This window comes from Sphingobacterium siyangense, assembly GCF_007830445.1.
Taxonomy (GTDB): Bacteria; Bacteroidota; Bacteroidia; order Sphingobacteriales; family Sphingobacteriaceae; genus Sphingobacterium; species Sphingobacterium siyangense.
In genome coordinates, this window is sequence record NZ_VLKR01000006.1 from 92,812 (window position 1) to 111,193 (window position 18,382).

The 18,382-nt window shown below is 41.2% G+C and carries 10 protein-coding genes and 1 tRNA gene; 3 read left to right on the top strand and 8 right to left on the bottom strand.

Annotation, left to right across the window (positions count from 1 at the left end; genetic code table 11):
• Positions 1-65: 65 nt before the first annotated feature.
• The 3 genes from IQ31_RS07495 to IQ31_RS07505 are packed head-to-tail and all read right to left on the bottom strand — an operon-like array spanning position 66 to position 3,402.
• A complete protein-coding gene (locus IQ31_RS07495; protein ID WP_145327596.1) occupies positions 66-1,856 on the bottom strand; it encodes a carboxypeptidase-like regulatory domain-containing protein in 1,791 nt (596 codons plus the stop codon).
• 47 nt (positions 1,857-1,903) lie between these two features.
• On the bottom strand, positions 1,904-2,872 hold the full coding sequence (locus tag IQ31_RS07500; protein WP_088160653.1) for a FecR family protein: 969 nt from the start codon (positions 2,870-2,872) through the stop codon (positions 1,904-1,906).
• Entirely contained in the window at positions 2,869-3,402 is a 534-nt protein-coding gene (locus tag IQ31_RS07505) for an RNA polymerase sigma-70 factor (RefSeq protein WP_075991645.1), read from the bottom strand. Before IQ31_RS07505 ends, IQ31_RS07500 begins: the two co-directional genes overlap by 4 nt.
• 358 nt (positions 3,403-3,760) lie before the next feature.
• On the opposite strand from IQ31_RS07505, the gene IQ31_RS07510 reads away from it, so the two are divergent.
• From IQ31_RS07510 to IQ31_RS07520, 3 genes are all read left to right on the top strand, one after another.
• Complete coding sequence (locus IQ31_RS07510) at positions 3,761-4,324, top strand: porin family protein (protein WP_088160652.1); 564 nt, start codon at positions 3,761-3,763, stop codon at positions 4,322-4,324.
• Positions 4,325-4,484: 160 nt separating this feature from the next.
• Positions 4,485-4,558 (top strand) — tRNA-Pro (locus IQ31_RS07515).
• 282 nt (positions 4,559-4,840) lie between these two features.
• A complete protein-coding gene (locus tag IQ31_RS07520) occupies positions 4,841-5,620 on the top strand; it encodes a phytanoyl-CoA dioxygenase family protein (protein WP_145327597.1) in 780 nt (259 codons plus the stop codon).
• Positions 5,621-5,704: 84 nt separating this feature from the next.
• Here IQ31_RS07520 and IQ31_RS07525 read toward each other — a convergent pair whose 3' ends face one another.
• From IQ31_RS07525 to IQ31_RS07545, 5 genes are all read right to left on the bottom strand, one after another.
• Positions 5,705-8,764, bottom strand: coding sequence for a DUF5107 domain-containing protein (locus IQ31_RS07525; protein WP_158638814.1), 3,060 nt, complete (start codon positions 8,762-8,764; stop codon positions 5,705-5,707).
• Positions 8,765-8,959: 195 nt separating this feature from the next.
• On the bottom strand, positions 8,960-11,965 hold the full coding sequence (locus tag IQ31_RS07530) for a glycoside hydrolase domain-containing protein (protein WP_145327599.1): 3,006 nt from the start codon (positions 11,963-11,965) through the stop codon (positions 8,960-8,962).
• Between the two features lie 162 nt (positions 11,966-12,127).
• Positions 12,128-13,612, bottom strand: coding sequence for an aryl-sulfate sulfotransferase (locus IQ31_RS07535; RefSeq protein WP_145327600.1), 1,485 nt, complete (start codon positions 13,610-13,612; stop codon positions 12,128-12,130).
• Between the two features lie 72 nt (positions 13,613-13,684).
• Positions 13,685-15,253, bottom strand: a complete 1,569-nt coding sequence (locus tag IQ31_RS07540) for a RagB/SusD family nutrient uptake outer membrane protein (protein ID WP_208734154.1) — start codon at positions 15,251-15,253, stop codon at positions 13,685-13,687.
• A gap of 26 nt (positions 15,254-15,279) precedes the next feature.
• Positions 15,280-18,378 carry a SusC/RagA family TonB-linked outer membrane protein gene (locus IQ31_RS07545; protein WP_120336755.1) on the bottom strand — a complete coding sequence of 1,033 codons (3,099 nt, stop codon included), beginning with the start codon at positions 18,376-18,378 and terminating at the stop codon, positions 15,280-15,282.
• Positions 18,379-18,382: the final 4 nt, after the last annotated feature.

Here is an 18,382-nt window from a genome sequence, read left to right on the forward strand (position 1 = left end):
ACGTAAAATGTTAAATGTTTAAAAGCTATCTATAGAACAATGCTATTGCCAAATAGTTTTTAGTTTTATAATTTTAGCATAAGACCTGCCATTCCACCTCCATAAAACGTATTTCGGGTACGGTCTCTCCGCCAAGCTTTCCACAATGTACTACCACCATAAATTGAATTCTCGTCTCTTTCCGCATAGTTCAAGCTGGGAGCCACAAATATAGACATGCGCTCACTTAGTTTAAACGCCGGAATTACCCGCAGCGAGGACTGATGATTATCCAGGCTTTTAAATTTCTCTGTCAGATAATTACGTGTAGCTATTTCCGTACGCAGACTAAACTTGGTCCTATTGATCAATACTGCACCTAAACCTGCTTCAAAGGCATATTTATCCGGTCTGTTGCCATCGAGTGCCCTATTGATCGATAATATACTATAGAGTACACGACCACCTGAACGAAATTGTAATCCGAGATAGCTATCCTCATTGACCGCTACTGAAAGACTCTGCTCACCATTTTTAATAAAATTAAGCAGACCAATGGGATAATCACTACTATCGGCAATATTAACGATACCTGCCACCTGAACTCCGCTTACTTTTTTAGCTTTATTAGCGATGCCTGCTAATTGACTTCCAACAGTCGATTCGCTATTGTTAAGTATGCTAGCAAGCTGTGTCGTTCCTGGAGCCTCATTGGCTAAATTTACAACACCAGCGATTTGAACACCTCTAACCGTATCCGCTTTGTTAAAAACACCCGCTATTTGCAGACCTTTCACTTCCCCGGAAACATGGTTTCCCACACCGGCGATCTGTACCCCACTTACATTTTCTCCTACACCATTGAAGACGCCTGCCACTTGCAAACCTTTCATTTCTCCGAACACACGGTTTCCTACACCGGCAAGTTGTACACCACGCACACTTCCCCCAACGGCATTGAAAACACCGCCCATTTGCAAGCCTTGCATATCATATTGATTAATATTAAATACGCCACCAAGCTCAATACCTTTTACCCCCGCAGTAGATCCACCAATAATGTTTATGGAAAATTTATTCACAATTTGCGATTGTATAAAACCATGTGTACTTAATCCCGGTGTCATCGAAATTTGGTATGGGCTATACAAAAACATCCCGCCCAAATTCATACTTTGGATCTTTTGGGCAGGAGACAGAAATACCCGTCCCCAAAAAGATCGATAAAGACCATGATCTTCTTCATACCCTTCAAAATAGCCATATTCACGCTTCTTCTTATCGCCAATTTGCGCTTCTATCGGAAAAATCACCATAACACTGGTGTCCCGAAAAGCCTCCTTACTAACGTTCACTGCAATGAGATTACTTTTTTTCTTTACGTCCAGCTCAAAGTAGCCATTTCGGTCCGTCAACGTAGACAATAAAGCACTTCGATCAAAGATACTGGCATTGGAAATCGGATTATTAGTCCGAATATTTTTGATATACCCCGCTATAACAACTTTGTTTTTATGAGGTGTCTTCACTTCAAACTCCACCGACATCCGCTGAGGTGTATATTGAATAATAATATGCCGTCCAAGTTCTTTAAAACTATATTCCTTGCCCAAAATCCGATCCAGATAATCATACAAATTCCCTTTGAAGGCTTTAGTATGAATCACACTGTCTGTCTGTAGGATATTTCCATTAAAGGAGAACAATACATCCTGCTGCTCCTTCAACAAACGAAAAACTTCACCTACAGTAGTCTCTGGAAAGGCTGGTATTTGAATCGTTGCAGCGAGCTTTTGCTGTGCCCTTCCCAAATGGAACGAACACAGCATTAAAATTAAGAGATAAAGCTCTACCCTCTTTATAAAAAATAGTATCATGTTGTTTTCTATACAATTTTGTTCTGAAAATATATCTATCTGTTGGCTCACCTCGTCAGATGAATCTCGCTGTCTTTCACATTTACGTTTAATCCAAATGTGCTAGAAATGACTTTCAAAATTTCAGTTAAACTATTTTGTTCGAATTTTGCTGTCAATAATAATTTCTGATCAGCAGGATGGTCAATAATAATCTTATACGCATAAGCTTGATTTAGCAGCTCAACAACACGCTGCAATGGGGTATTCTCAAAATCAAACACACGATCCACATAATATTTATAAAACTGATCCTTGACAGGTTCCTTTCCTACTTTTATTGTATCACTATCCCGGATTGTAATCATTTGTTGTGGTCGCAAAAAGACTTCCTTTTTTGCATAACCGACTTTAACCAATCCTGTAGCAACAATAACTTCCGTCGCATCTGATGTTCGGCGCACATTAAAGCTGGTGCCCAATACCGTAATTTTGGTTTTCCCTGTCTCAATGACAAAGGGATGTTTTTTATCCTTGTGGACCTGGAAAAACACTTCCCCTCTTTTCAATGCCACATTTCTATTATTATTGGTCCACCTGCTTGAATAAGCCAGCTCCGTATTTTTATTTAAGGTAACTACCGAACCATCAGGTAGGGAATCTTGGCGCACTTGCTCCATACTCGAAAGAAACATTTCCTCACGATGAGATTGATCAAACACATAGAATCCTACAGCACAAAAGACCAAGATACTTGCTGCTAACCACCAGCTCCATTGAATTACAGAAGTCTTTTTTTGGGGGATTACCGCAGCTTCTGCCGCTCTTTTATCTCGCACAACTTTGAAGTCAGCCCAAGCCTTATCTACGTTCACATCAGGAACATCCAGGGGTTTGGGCAAACTATCCCACATTTTTTTCATTTTTATGTACTCCTCCTTATTGTTAGCGTCTTCTTCTAACCAATCGTGTATCATGATATTCTCTATTTCATTGGTCTCGCCAATGATATATCTTTCTAACAGTTCCTTATTCATAGCGTATAGATAAGAAAGCAAATAATCAATGTTAAATAATCCATAAGTTCGATACGCAAATGCTTCAGTGCCTTGCTCATATGTCCCTCAACAGTTTTAATCGACAGATCCAGGGTTACTGCGATATCCTTATATTTCATTTCCTGAAAACGGCTTAACTCAAAGACCGTACGGCTTTTTTCAGGTAATTCCGCCAATGCGACCTGTAGCTTTTCGTCCAAATCCCGCGTACTTTCATCAACCGCAGGTACAAAATCCTGCCTATGCAGTTCGTGGGATTGATATTTTAGCTTACGTTGCTCTTTTTTCAGCACATTCATACTTTCATTATAAATAGCCCGATATAAATACGCTTTTAATGAAGTATGTATCTGCTCCTCCCAATCGCGTTCCCAAAGCCGCAAAAACACCTGTTGCACAACCTCTTCCGCCACATCACTATCGCCTAGATACCGGTAGGCATAACGATGTAACTCTTTGTAGTGCGCCCGAAAAAGCTGCTCAAAATTCTTTTCTTTATTTTCCGACATTGATCAAATCTGTCTTATTGTTTAAATAATCCACTTTATTAGTAAGACACCCCAATAGACTATTACCCTTACAAATTTTTCACTTTTTTTAATATCAACTTCGATACATCCGCCATATAATTTCAAATCCCTTATTTATACCTATTCGTAATTCTTTTCGTATAGATGCTCAGGCGAGTACATGACATCCTCCCATCGGCCAATGATATTTACCCAAAAAACTTTATAAAAAGGCTTTTGTGACGACTAAAGGTAAGCCATCTATTTTATAAAATATTTTTTTTCTAAGGGTATATGGATTTTCCATTGTCATAAAGGAAAGAACAACATACAATTGATCACAAAAAATAATTTGACAATGAAAACAACATTCAAAGTAGCCCTGTTGGGATTGACATTATTAGGAATTGCAGGTACTACACAAGCGCAAGATATCACTTATGGTTTACAGGTCGGAAGCAACTATCATATGAGTTCCTTTGGCAACAAGTCTGTCAAAGATAATAATGGCAAAGTCGGCGTATCTGTAGCAGGATTTGCCCGTATTGGAGATCGCGTTTTCTTCCAGCCCGGAATCGGTGCCAGTCTGTTGCGTAAAGAATATACCTTCGAAAATGTGCAGAAAACACCTAAATTCTATCAAATAAATCTACCATTACAGGTCGGTTATAAATTTTTGGAAAATGGCGACTTCAACCTCCGTGGGCTATTGGGCCCGCAGTTAAACTATGATGTAAAAACAGTGAAGTCCAGCGCAAATACCGATTATAAGAAATTTTCATTTGATGGTAGAGTGGGGATCGGTGTAGATATCAGTCACCTTACATTAGATGCTTATTACAGCCATGGTTTTACGAGTATCGACAAGACCTTAGACGCAAAAAATAAAACAATCGGCATTATGGTCGGTTATAAGTTCTAATCAGCATCTATTAACTAAGAAAAACGCCATTCGATTTAAAATGGCGTTTTTTCGTATTTACATTTTATTTTTTGTCAATAATTACTATTTTAGCCCTACAAAAAAATTATTCCGGCTAATCGTCCTATTTAAATACGACTTTCAATCAAATTGGAATAAACGGGATGTAGCGTAGCCCGGTATCGCGCCAGCATGGGGTGCTGGAGGTCGTCGGTTCAAATCCGGCCATCCCGACGGGAGAAGCTCTAACGAATGTTAGGGCTTTTTTTATCTAAGCTAGTACAGAACCTACTACCCGGCCCCATATGATACGTTTCGATCTCAAAATAATTCTTTACATTTGCACTATGAAAATGACTGTAATGTTATAACACCCTTTTCTTGCTTAGTTCTTAAGCATGGCGCTGTGTACTATCCACATAGCGTAGATTTCTATTTTAAAATTTTATTCATTATCTAAACAAATAGGTCAATACGCAATTATTGTCCCTAAATAGGTTATATATCAAAAGAATTATGTCAGAAATACTAAGTAAAAAGGAAATAGAGCAATTCATTCTTAGTGGCTTTGTTCGCATTGAAAATGCATTTTCAAAAGAAACAGCGGATGCAGTTTTAGATATCCTATGGAATGACCTTCCCTGTGAAAGGTCTAATCCGCAAACTTGGACCGAACCAGTTATACGCTTGGGTATGTATACTCAACCACCTTTTATCGAATCATTAAATACAAAAAAAATACATTTAATTTTTGATCAATTGGTGGGTAAAGACAGGTGGATACCCTGTCGAAATGTGGGTACCTTCCCTATAAGGTTTCCATCTATCCAGAAACCAAATGATACGGGTAAGCACGTCGACGCAAGTTTCGCTGGCCATGACCCAAACAATTATTTAGAGTGGCGTATCAATGTCAGATCCAAAGGTCGAGCTTTATTAATGCTTGTGTTGTATTCGGAGGTAAGCGAAAATGATGCGTCTACGATCATATATGAAGGTTCTCACATTGATGTGGCAAAGCTCTTAGCCAAGGAGGGAGAGTTTGGTCTTTCGTTTATGCAGCTTGCGAATAAGTTGGACGAGCTGCCCAAAAGGAAAGAGGTGTATGCAACGGGTAAAGCAGGTACAGTTTATCTTTGCCATCCGTTTCTAGTCCATTCAGCTCAACCACACAGTGGAACTCTTCCTAAATTTATGGCACAACCGCCCTTGTTGTTGAGGGAGGAATTAGCAATCTCGGATTCCACAGAAGGATATACTCCAGTTGAACAAGCCATTCGTATAGGCTTAGATTAATCTGAAAATATCACATTAAAAAGTGGTCGCAAAAGCGACTACTTTTTAATGTGATTAACATATCCTTGCAACGTTAACACCGCATCAGAATAACCGTTGATCCTGTTCAAAATAGATTTTTCGGATCAATTCAGGCCAATAACTTGCAAGGGTTCCTTCTTTAATCCGCTTGAAAAGATCATGATCCGAAGGAATCATTCCTTTTAAATCTTCCTTCTTCGCGGCAGATCCTTCCCCTTTCGACAGCTTTAATTGTTCTTCTGCAAGTTTTCGAAGCATCAGTTCATACCTGTTTTTTGAAGGTTTACGCTGGGCAATTTTTTTCAAAAGATCTGGATTTCCCGGATTATTCCCTTGCTGCAAATGCAGTTCAAGCCAGTCAGCCAATATTTCATTTTTTTCATCGGCATAAGGCTCACCAACACCCAAATCCATGGGCCATAATCTCGATTCCGCAATTTTCAATTTTGCCTCTTTATATTTCTTTTCAAGGATAAATTGGTAGGCCAACATTAATTTAGTCTGTACATAATACCGATGGCCTTCAGTTGCACCTTCAAATGGAAGTATGGTCACCTCTTCCAATTCTTTCTCAGCCCGCATGTATTCTTTCCCCAATAACAATGTACGTACCTGTGCCAAGGTTAGTATATAATTCTTCGGAAATTTGCGATGATATGCTGTACTCACCTTAAGGGCTTCTTTATAAGACTGACTATTGTTTAGGAGCTCCACCAAATGTAGCCCATATCGCCATTCTTGTGGTTCCATCAAGGTTGCCTGCTGCATCATCTGTACCGCCAGATCTATACGGCTCGTATCTTGCAAACTTGATTTCAGCGCATAATAGGCGGCAAAATCTGTTGGCTCCTGGCCTACTGCCGACAAAATTTCTCTTGCTTTTTGGGGCTGATTCCTGAAACGATACAATAGTGCAGTCAGATAATCGATCGTCCAACTTTTACTGTTCTCTTTTGCCCATTGGAATACTTGGTTACTTTCTTCTCGAAATGGGAAGACAAAAGCTGGCTTACTTTGCGTTGCCTGATTTAACCATTCCTGACTGATCGACTTATTCGATCGTGTCAGCCAAGCTAGCCAAATTAATGCTTCCGTATTCTTCTGTCCCGAGCGGAGTAGATCGGTGGCCGATTCAAACTCTCCAAGATCAGCATACCATATCGCCAGTTCCATCAGCTTTTCAGCGGCAAACTCTTGCCGGGATGAAAATGTCTTCTTTTCCTCAAATTGGAGAAAGGCATTAAACGGATCATATTGGAGAATTGCCTGATGGGAAAGACGATCTGTTACAGCTCCTTTTTTGTGCTGAACCAACACGTCCATCTGCAAGGCATCTATATTTAGCGGATTTGCAACTACAGCTTTTGCGATATAATCCCCTGCACGTTCATATTGTTTAATCCGATAGTAATATTTGGCCATTTGCACAAAGGAAGCACTTCGCCAAGTCGGATTTAATGAAGCGACTTCAAAACCATCTAAAGCATCGTTATCTTTTTTTAGCTTAATCGCTGCCAAACCATAGTAGTAATTTGCCTGTGCATCATAAGTATCCATAGACAATGCTTGCCGGGCATAGGCATAACATTGCTGATATTCCATTTTAAACCAGGCCATTTTGGCCATTTCAAGGTAGGTCTGCGAAGTAGCGCCATGCTGGATCAGTTCCTTTAATTTTACTTCCGCAAGCGTATATTGCCTAAAGCGAATGAGATCACGTATCTCCAATAATTTGGTCTGCCCCGTATCTGAGCTTACTTCCGCTGAAATTACAGTGGGTCTATTCAGTTTTGACCAAGATGTATCCGTTCTGAGATTAAAATAATCCTGTCCCAATTTCAGATAGCGAGGTCTTGAGTCGGTTGCTACCATCAAGGATAACCTGGTAGGTTCGCCCAATTGGGCTTCAATAAAACTTCGATTTAATACAGTACCTATGCTATCAAGCACATATATACTATCTTTTAAAGGTCGCTTTGGATCAAGATCCAATAATAGCGTATTGTTCTCACGTTTTATCTGAATTGCTGCTGAAAGTTGTATCTCCTTCGGTTTTCCTATCCCTGAAAATGGCATCCAGTATTCTGTCCAACTGTCACTTTGATAAGGCGCAAATCCAAGTTGTTTAAAGGGGGTCTGGCTGCTGGAAGGAACATTTTGATTGAACAGACGTCCACTTTGGATTTCCACATATTGCCCACTCTGATCAGTCAATAAATTTTCCCAGATCTTGCCATCTCCAGCCTGCGACCAAAGAAATATCTTTTTCCCTAATTTATCTTCACGGAGGGCATAACGGGCCATTCCATAATTATGATCTGTATAGTAAACCCCGAAAGCATTACTATGCGCGCCCAATACATGATATGATTTAGAACTGCCAAAAGCATTCTCGCTATAGTTAGAAAGATCCCGTCCCTGGCTATCGATAGGCCAGGCATGCGCATCCCCATCATGACCGATATATTGATTTCCGGGATACAAAAACTTCAGATCTTGTCCCGCAGCAACACCCAGATTCATCCAGGTATAATAAGGTTGTTCAACCGCATTGGCATTATACCAAAAGGAACGTGTAGAAAAATAACCTTTGTCTTTTTCTAATCGGATCTCCAAGGTCCAGTTACTACGGCTCAGCATATCATAAGCGTGGATAAAGCAACTTACGCTTCCATCCGCATTTTCCTGCGTAAGGTAATCGACCGGGGTAGAAGTATTGGGCGTGTGTCCAATAATACCATAATTCGCTTCGATACCACCACTCGTCCATGGTCCCCGCATGGCAATATCCCTAAATTTCACAACGCCATTGTTGTAAATATAGTCCCGCTTATTGACCTTATCATAGGCCGACCAAATTTTCCCACCGATCTCTGGCATCACCTGTACCCGAATATAATCGTTTTCCAGGATAACGGTTTTCCAGTCCTTTTCAATAGCCGTATTTGTAAAACCGTCAAAGCGGAAATAAGGATACAACTTTTGAGCTGAAGCTATGGGATCCGGATCCGTAAAGGGATAGGTTACATAACGTTTCTTAAGCTCAGAAACCTTTGCCGGATGCTGTGCAAAAACTCCGAGCACACAGCTGCCCATTGCCCATAACATAATCCACTTTTTCATTGGCATTTTAATTTAAAAATTTCACAATTTTAATGGCATTCCCCAAATCGTTGATTTGTCCGATCTGATTAAATCCGTCATGTAAGCCATTAACTTCACCGAACTTCAACATAAATGAATCTATCATAGGTTATTTGCATCTTTGCATCAACAAAAAGCCTATGATAAATTGCATCTTGTAGCAATATCGTACTGCTATTCAATAATCAACAAAAGTCCTTTATTCTTTGCTACCGGAATCGCATCGCCTAATTTATACTGCGCTCCCTTTTGAAAATTAGGGATTAATGGTGCGGATAATTTTGCCTTTCCAGAATCAATCCCCAATTTTTCCCAGTCAATGGCCAATTTTACATCCACATCACCATCCGCCCAGCTAGCGATAGCTACCATCGCCTTGCCCGCACGGCTATAAACAGTTGTAAGAACCTTATCATGATCGGTTTTAACAGGAATATTTGGCGACCAATAACCTATCATTTTACTCCCTTTGATGCCAAATTGATCCCACGCTCTCCATAGATCAGCAGGTGTCAATTTTTGGTAAGGCATCCTATTGGTCATGCCATAGAGCATACCCCGCCAAGGATTTCCACCATCCTGTAGCATTTCACCCATTAAACCAAACGGAATGCCGCTCACCTCGGTAAGGAAAAAATCGGGTTGGTTATTCTCGTAGTCAAAGTATTCACCAAACCATAATCTATTGATGTACGGAAAATGCTCCAGATACAGATTCGCGCTATTATTGAATCCATCACTTTTATTATATTGATTTGCCGAATGCAAATCGATCAGACCAGGTTTGCCATTTTTTGTCAGTACACGTTTTATTCTTTTCATGGTTACCCGATCGAAGGCAACATCATCCAAATAAATCCCATCGATACCGATATGATCTACCAGCCAATTCATGCCTTCCACGTAATAATTGTGCCATCTATTCATTCCGCTATTGATAATAGCCGCGTCTTTAAATTGGGGAACATACCATGCAGCGATATAATTTTTACCCACATGCTCCTGCAACCAGGAATATCCGCCTCCTTTTCCAGGTGAAAACACCTCAGTGCCCAGACTACGCAATGGATAGAGCTCATAAACCCGATTTGAAACCTCACGAACGGTATTGTAGATCTTGACCTTTAAGCCCTTATCATGTGCCTGATCGATATATTGCTTCATTTCTTTTGTCGCAATAAACGGATAATTGATATATGGATTTATTTCATTTCCATGATGGATATTGATGACATTAGATCCACTTGCAACAACAGAATCAACGGGTTTATAGGCATGGTAATACCGTTCATTCCATTGTGCTTCCGTATTGATCGGGTGAAAAGGGGTAATTAGCAGGTTAAAATTGTAATAAAGCACATCGCCTTTTTTGAGTTCACGGGCTCCGCTGTAACTATTGACCAAAACCGATTTTCCTTTCAGGCCAATATCAATTCCCCCTTTATTTTCATTACCCCAGGACTGTGGCAGCACAAGCGGCTTTTGAAGATAAAAATTCGTATTGAGCGGCCGAGAATAATGCTCGTCACGGAGTGAAAACTGGAGTCCGGCATCTACAGCACCTATCCAACCACCATCCTGATTTTTATGGGCTACATCCCATTTCCAGGTAAGCTGTTCGGGCCTCTTTCCTCCCTTTTGCCCGAGTCCCATAAAATAATCCGTCTTATCGGGCATCATCGGGATATGCATCGTGGCATCTTTTAATGACAGGTCCTTTAGCGCCGTGAGCTTGACCACATAATGCATATAGCCATCAAATTCCAATTTACCCTCTACTTCCATTGTCAGATCGGAAGACTCATTTTTGGCCGTCCAACTATATTCACCTTCACTTTTGGTTTCAAATCGGATCCCGCTTGGTTTAAGTTGAATTTCCTTTCCATCTGAAGCACTATAAAAATGAAAATGAAGCGGTTCAAATAAGAGGTTATTCGCCTTGGACGATATTTCAGTCAATTCGGGCGTAAAAAACGTGCTGATCTGTTTTGGAAAACCACTCGCATGGAGTTTCACCTCGCGGCCTAAAATATGTAAGGTAGAGTCCGCTTTTAATTCAATAGCTGTATAAGGCGCAACCACTGTGTTTTTTTGGGCCAATGTCGAATTGAGCCATGGTAGTCGCGTCATTTTCCATGGTTGATCAACACCGGATATATCACCTGAAGCATCTGAAACCCTTATTTCCACATTGACCTGTTTCGCTACCGCATTTTTTGGCTTTACGGTAACCACGCCATGGTAAGTTCCGCTTGCAGTAACCTCCGGAATCTGTATACCGCACCACAGGGCCTGAACCTTATCTTTTGGTATATCAACCTGCAGTGCCATTGCTTTTCCGGTATAATCCGTACCTTGGGTATTGATACAATTCAGGCTACTCGCGGGAATAATAGCCCCATCACTTGCTTTAAAATCCGAGAAAGAAATTTGAATTTCATGGAGGTCCTGCTTTGGAGACCATACCCCGAGTTGAAATCCATAAAATTCACCTTTCTGCCCTGTGCCCTGCAACTTAGTCATGGCTTTACCCTTCATAAGCCAGCGTTGCGGAAGATTGCTTTCCATTTTAATCGGAAACTCCCGCAATTCAGGAAAAAGATAATAAGCGGCATTCGCATTTCTGTTCACAAAGCCTCGCACTTCTTCGGCACTCGCGATCAGTTCCATCGGATCATTACTATTGTATTTATCTACGGCATCAAAGCGTGCAACAGTAACTCCTTTTGAGTTCCCTGCCTCATGTTGTGCTACTTTCACTGGTGCTGAAACGGCATTTTTAAGATAAATTGCATCCGGATAATTGCGGCTGCGGCCACCCATCTGATACGGTAAATAATAGACATAGTAAACGCCCTTCCCGGAAATCGGCTTAAACCGTAGTCCACCAGATTCCGTATTCATCCAAAGATAAGAGCTGGGTGCGATTTGCCTATTGCTGGCACTGTCGACGATAATAACTTGCTGATTTGCCTCAACCCAGCGATTTCGCCACGGAATAGTAACCTGCACCTCCTTCTGATCCGTGTTTACCTGCAGCACTGCTCGATGATTACCCAGCAGGTCCGCATCCCACTTTTGTGTTTCCGGAGGATAGGTCAATTGCGCCCGGGCCGAGTTTGCGCATAAGGATACGGCAAGGATAATTGCCAGCTTATAAGAGGCTGTTCTTTTTTTCATGCGAATAGTATTTATTCAAAATATTTTTGTCTTTACCAAGCTTTTCCATAGGCCTGATACGATTTACAAGCTGCACTGCTTCCCTAACATGAGTCTATAGTGCAGCTACTTTTATTGGTCAATAAGAGAACTAATATTAAGTTTTATTCCTAACATCTTAACTTAGTTTTGTCTGTATTTATGCCAGGTTTCCTCAGGCACATAAATAGCGCGATACGGAATAAAATAAGCGTTTAATTCCCAAAGCACTTTTCCTGTTTTATCCGTCACCAATACACTACCTGTTTTTGAGCTAGTCTGCAGTAAATTACCATTATCCAGTTCATAGGCACTGCCCATTCTTGCTGTAAACTGCTTTTTAGGAATTGGGGCCGTATAAGCTACTGTTGCCGTTTTATTCCTTTGATCAAGCCTAAAAGCGATCGCCCGAGATTGCTTATTGGCTGTTGTACTGTCACGCGGAGAAAAATCACCATTGTCAAAAAGCAACAGCTCACCAGTTTTTGTGATATGCGGTGCATGCTGGAAATAAAACAGTTCCTGGTCCTTTAATTTATAATCGCCACCCTTTCCCAATTTCCAGAGAATATCACCAGTTTTGGCATCAATTTTCCAGACCTGATTTTCAATTGGCGAAGAAGTCAAATAATTGTTGTCACGATCGAAGGAAATGGTATTAAAATGAAATCGGTCATGCTTCAGGCTGTCTAATTTTTTATCCTGCTGAATATCCCATTTTTCCCAGGGAGACCATTTCTTCAAAATATTACCTTTTATATCCATCGTCAAAATAGCATCGCCCCAAAGGGTATCTTTTGGATGGTTGGGCCGATCGTCGATCCTAAAATCCCGCACGATACCGACAATATTATTATTGTGATCCATCTGCACGTCATGGTGCATGATGATCCCTTTTTTATCCAAATCGATACGTGCTATTTCTTTACCCGTAAGATCAATTTCAACAAGTACAGTCCCACCGACAAATCCGATACGACCACTTCTTAAATAATAACTTGCATTGGTCGATTTCTTGCTTGGCTGATTGGGTTTGTTGAATTCATCTTTACTCGCTGGAGCCAATAAGGCGAGGATAGTACCCCTTGGGGTCAAAGAGGCAAGACGCACGCCCAGCTTTTCGTCCTGCCAATACCAACGAATCGTCCCTTTGCCGTCCACCATGGCCATGTAGCCTGGAAATCCGCGATAACATAATAATACCATACCATTACCTAGGGCCTTTTCATCATGTGGATGGTCGGCCTTGATCCAGTCGTGCACCATCCATGGCGATTGCGCTCTTGTTTTAAAAGATTGTTCGCTGGATTTTATGGGAATAATCCGGTCTATGATAACCCTAAATTTATAACTTGTATTTGGTTCAAGCGTCATTAACGGAATGTTATGCTGAACAGCAGCATTTGAAACAGTTGTTTTATAAGACTGTTTATCCCCCTCTTTCCAATACTCCACATACACGGCTTCTGCCTGATTTAGTTTCACCTGAATAGCAGCGTTGAGCGGCAAATTATTGGGTGAGCTCACCTCAATATTTTCAATGTCAACCTGATGTGCATAATAATAGTAAGCAGCAAATACTGCTATAGCCACCACAATCAGTGCAATAATTGCTTTAATTGGTTTCATCTGTAAATAATTTCAATTCCACTGGTCTATCAAACAAAGCGCATTACCGAATATAATGCGCTTTAGTTTGGGTTATTTAGGCAATCGCGATGGATTGGCTGTAGTCATTTCTTGATGCAAACGTGCTTCTTCCAATGGATAAGGGAAATAGCGCATGGCTTCAGTGACATTTTCTTTCAGTCCGCGACCTTTCAAATAAGCATTGCTTACTTTTTCATAGCGGCCCAGGCGGATCAGATCCTGACGTCTTTTGTATTCAAAGACAAGCTCAAAACCACGTTCGTCAACAAGCGCATCGATCAGAGCCTCCTTACTTGCAGGACTAGGGAAATCAGGATGCTTACCATATTCAGGTGCTCCAGCTCTCTTCCGGACTTCATTGATATAAGGCAATGCTGCCGCGGGTCCGTTCAGTGCATTTTCAATCTCAGCCTTGCACAAAATAACATCCGCCAAACGGAGAACCTGAATCGTGCGCCCATCCAGATAGGAGTTATTGACCATATCATAAGAATACTTTTTCGTCGCAACATTTTGCAGGAATTTTACGGTATCACTTGGCGGAGTAGTCTGTCCTTTAGCAGGCAACATGTAAAAAAATCCATACTTTGTATTTTTGTCCCGTGCAGCCTTTCCGGTGTAATTATAATAGAAAAACTTTTTACGCGGATCGAGATCACTATATTTTCGCCAAAAATCAAGGGAAACACCATAGTACTGCCATCTATCCGGTACTTCAGGGTTGTCGGTCGGACCAAAGTGATTGGTAATCTCGCCTCCATTTAATGTAGGCTCATGCAAGATGCCAAATATCAGCCCCATATCCATTTTATTATTGTCGGACCACTCCTTCTTAAAATCTGGATTCAGCGTGTATACACCTTTATCACGTAACGCTAAAACCTGATCGATATACGTTTTTGCTTTTTCATAATTGTGCGAACGCATATACATCTTTCCCATTAAGGTCAACGCGGCGCCTTTTGTAGCACGGCCAATGCCCAGTTCGTCCGACCATTTCTCCGGCAAGTTATCGATTGCATACTGACAATCTTCAGCAATTTGTGCATCAATTTTCTCTACAGCAACCAAGGGTTCATTGTAGCTTTCCGTCGGATTCTTGACTGTCGTTATCAGTGGTACCGGTCCCCAGGCATCTGTAAGATCCATATAAGATAATGACCGCAAGAACCTGGCCTGTGCGATAATTTTCTTCTTCCGATCGTCGGGAATAGTTACACTCTCAATACGATCAATCAACATATTGGCATTGCTGATCACCTGGTACATATTCTGATAATTAAATTTAAAATACCTGTTATTATCATCATAGGTAAAGTTGCTCATCCGTGTAGGATCACCTGCCGCTGTAGAAAAGCCTATATCCGTTGCGTAATCGGTGATCATCACCAAATAACCCGCATAGTATAAATAAGCATCCCCCGGATAAGGCGATAAACTCGTATAGACACCCGTCAGGGCAGCATTGATATCACTTTCTGTTGAGTAGGCATTTTTTGTTGTAAGATCACTGTATAATTTAGGGTCCAGCTTGGTACAGCTATTCAAGCTGAGGCCCAAAACAATGGCCAAACCTGCCATACCCAAGATATATTTGATATTATTTTTAAACGTCTTCATGTCATTTCTGATTTAGATATTAGCTATTAAAATGTTGCACTTACACCAAAAGTAAACGAGCGCATCGAAGGATATGAATTAAAATCCAGCCCCACCCCTGCATTGGCACTCTGATTATTTCCAGCTCTATTTTTAACCAGCGCATCATTTTCATATCCCTTGGTATCCACCTCAGGATCCCATCCAGAATAATTGCTAATCGTAAATAAGTTTTCCGCCATACCATATACCCGTATCGATTGAACCGCTTTTGTTTTCAATGGAATGGTATAACCGAGTGTCAGATTACGCAACCGCAAAAAAGAAGCATTCTCAATAAAATGGTCATTGATATAGCCACCATAGTTCATGTAGTAGAATCCGTTTCTTGGAATATCCGTATTGGTGTTTGTCGGTGTCCATCGATTTAAAGCTTCTGTGGTACGTTTCCACTCCAGATTCATGCGTGTCATATTAAGGAGATCGTTTCCGACATTTCCATAAATGAAGGCCGTCAGATCAAAGTTTTTATACGCGAATGTATTGGTCATACCAAAATTGAACTTCGGATAACCACGACCGATGATCGTCCGGTCCGCAGAATTGATTGTACCATCGCCGTTCACATCCGCGAACTTTGGATCGCCGGGTTTAGAATTTGGCTGTGGCGCATAGTTTTCTCCTTGTTGAATAACCCCCAGGTATCTATAGCCAAATAAAGAGCCCAACGATTCCCCGACACGAATAACCGAATAAGCTTCTTCAGAAACATTACCCATTGGTTTTGACGAAGTCAACAACTGTTCAGGCTCTCCACCCAAACTTGACACCTTATTGCGGTTCATCGTTAAATTCAATTTTGTCTCCCAGGTAAACGCTCCGGTCATATTCTTACTGGTTACCGAAAACTCCAACCCTTTGTTATTCATCGTACCTAGATTGCGCTGTCCGGAGGTATATCCTGTGTAATAAGGCAATATACTCTTAATCAAAAGATCATTGGTTTTCTTATAATAGGCATCTACGGTAAAGGCTAATCGATTTTTAAAAAATGAAAAATCAAGTCCTACGTTATATTGCGTTGTGGATTCCCATTTTAATTTATCGTTTTCAGGATAAGTTGGGTTTTGTTTAACGCCACCCGAATTGGTCACACCATCAAACGTATAGTGACCATTATCCATCAATCCATAAGAAGCATAATCCGCAACGCGATCATTACCCGTCTGTCCGTAACCCAACCTAAATTTTAGATCCGAAAATAACTGCTGCTCTTTCATGAAATCCTCATTGTTGACCTTCCATGCAAAAGCTGCTGAAGGAAAGGTTCCCCAACGATGGTTGGGACTAAAGCGCGAGGATCCATCACGACGTAAGGTTGCAGTCAACAGATACTTATCAGCATAGGCGTAATTTACCCGCCCGAAAAAAGAGATGACCAAGTTCTCAGCTTTTGCAGAATTTACTCCCGTAATACTAGAGGCCATTCCTAAATTATTGTATTCCAGCAGATCCGTTGAAAAACCTTTCACATTGATCCCCTTATTGTTTCGCACGTATTTCTCATACGAATAGCCCCCCATCACACTCAAATTGTGTTTCTCATTAAACACCTTCGCATAGGTGGCATAAAAATCAATCAGGTTATGGGTTTCATTATAATCGGCCTGACTTGCCACACCATCATCTATCCCACCCTGATAAGAGTCTCTAGTCAGATAACTGCCCAATTGATCATGCGTTATTTCTGTTCCTGCATCCATGCGCAAAGTCAGTTCCTTGATCGGATTTACCTCAAGAAAAATATTTCCATTCAACTTGTCCCTTTGCACATCATTGATCCGTGACATCAGGTTGGCCAAGGGATTGTCACCCTGCCCCCCTGGAGGTCTTCCAAAACTACCGTCTGCATTGTAAACAGGTACCGTCGGATCATAGGTCAATATGCTGTACAAAACATTTGAATTCAGGATATTTCCGTCATACACCTGCATATTCGATTTTTCCCGTTGCGCGGATAGGCTCGCCCCAGTGCGAATATAATCGTTTACCTTTTGATCCACGTTGATACGTCCCGAAATTCGATTAAAGTCTGTCGTCTTCAAAACACCCTTTTGATCAAAATAACCTATGCTCGTCAACACTTTGGTTTTCTCACCACCTCCGGAAAACTGTAAATTATGGTTTTGCAAAATACCGTTCCGCATGGTCTCCTTTACCCAATCCGTATTGACATCAGACTCGAGCTGTGATTTGGTGTAGACTGCATATTCCTGATTTTCTTGCCCCTGAATCTCCTTATAAAGTGCATTGGCAAGATTCATATATTGCTTACCGTCGAGAAAGGTGAACGGTATAATCGGTTTCTGTGTTCCCACATAGCCACTATAGGTAATGTTGTTTTTATCCGTAAGACCACGTTTTGTGGTAATGATAATAACACCATTGGCACCTCTGGAACCGTAGATAGCCGTTGCCGAAGCATCCTTTAAGATATCCATGGAAGCAATATCATCAGGATTGATGTTGATTCCATTATTTGTTGGAAATCCATCGATCACATAGAGTGGATCATTACTTCCACTAATCGAATTGGTTCCGCGAATCCGAATAGACGTGCTACCACCCGGGGCCTTTGAATTCTGGGTTACAACGACACCGGAAGCTTTACCCTGTAGGGCCTGACCTACATTGCTCACCGCTCCTCCTTTCGTTAGCTCGTTGCTGGAAAGCGATGCAATGGCACCTGTCAGATCGCTTTTCTTTTGTTTACCGTATCCGATCACGACAACATCTTCTAGCTGATTCACCTGATCCTCCAAAATAATGGAAAGAGTGGTGGCTCCATCAGCGGAAACCTGCACATTTCGTTCTACATAGCTTTGATACCCGATGTATGAAAAAGTCAGTTCATACCCCTTTCCATTCGGTACATCAGCAAAACGAAAACTCCCATCACTCGCACTCGAGGCTGCTGTTGAAAAACTGCTGCCGGGATTTTTCAAAATTATACTTACCCCTGCCAGCCGTTGCCCCGACGAGTTTTTGATTACACCATTTATTGTTCCCGCTAGACATCGAAAAGATAACAGTGTCAAGACAAGAAAAACAAAAAATGGTTTCTTGGTTAAGTTGAAATTTACCATGATT

What these genes read in the sequence shown, in the direction of transcription:
- IQ31_RS07495 (WP_145327596.1), bottom strand. Translation starts at nt 1,856, where the DNA reads ATGATACTATTTTTTATAAAGAGGGTAGAGCTTTATCTCTTAATTTTA.
- IQ31_RS07535 (WP_145327600.1), bottom strand. Translation starts at nt 13,612, where the DNA reads ATGAAACCAATTAAAGCAATTATTGCACTGATTGTGGTGGCTATAGCA.
- IQ31_RS07525 (WP_158638814.1), bottom strand. Translation starts at nt 8,764, where the DNA reads ATGAAAAAGTGGATTATGTTATGGGCAATGGGCAGCTGTGTGCTCGGA.
- IQ31_RS07545 (WP_120336755.1), bottom strand. Translation starts at nt 18,378, where the DNA reads ATGGTAAATTTCAACTTAACCAAGAAACCATTTTTTGTTTTTCTTGTC.
- IQ31_RS07510 (WP_088160652.1), top strand. Translation starts at nt 3,761, where the DNA reads ATGAAAACAACATTCAAAGTAGCCCTGTTGGGATTGACATTATTAGGA.
- IQ31_RS07520 (WP_145327597.1), top strand. Translation starts at nt 4,841, where the DNA reads ATGTCAGAAATACTAAGTAAAAAGGAAATAGAGCAATTCATTCTTAGT.
- IQ31_RS07540 (WP_208734154.1), bottom strand. Translation starts at nt 15,253, where the DNA reads ATGAAGACGTTTAAAAATAATATCAAATATATCTTGGGTATGGCAGGT.
- IQ31_RS07505 (WP_075991645.1), bottom strand. Translation starts at nt 3,402, where the DNA reads ATGTCGGAAAATAAAGAAAAGAATTTTGAGCAGCTTTTTCGGGCGCAC.
- IQ31_RS07500 (WP_088160653.1), bottom strand. Translation starts at nt 2,872, where the DNA reads ATGAATAAGGAACTGTTAGAAAGATATATCATTGGCGAGACCAATGAA.
- IQ31_RS07530 (WP_145327599.1), bottom strand. Translation starts at nt 11,965, where the DNA reads ATGAAAAAAAGAACAGCCTCTTATAAGCTGGCAATTATCCTTGCCGTA.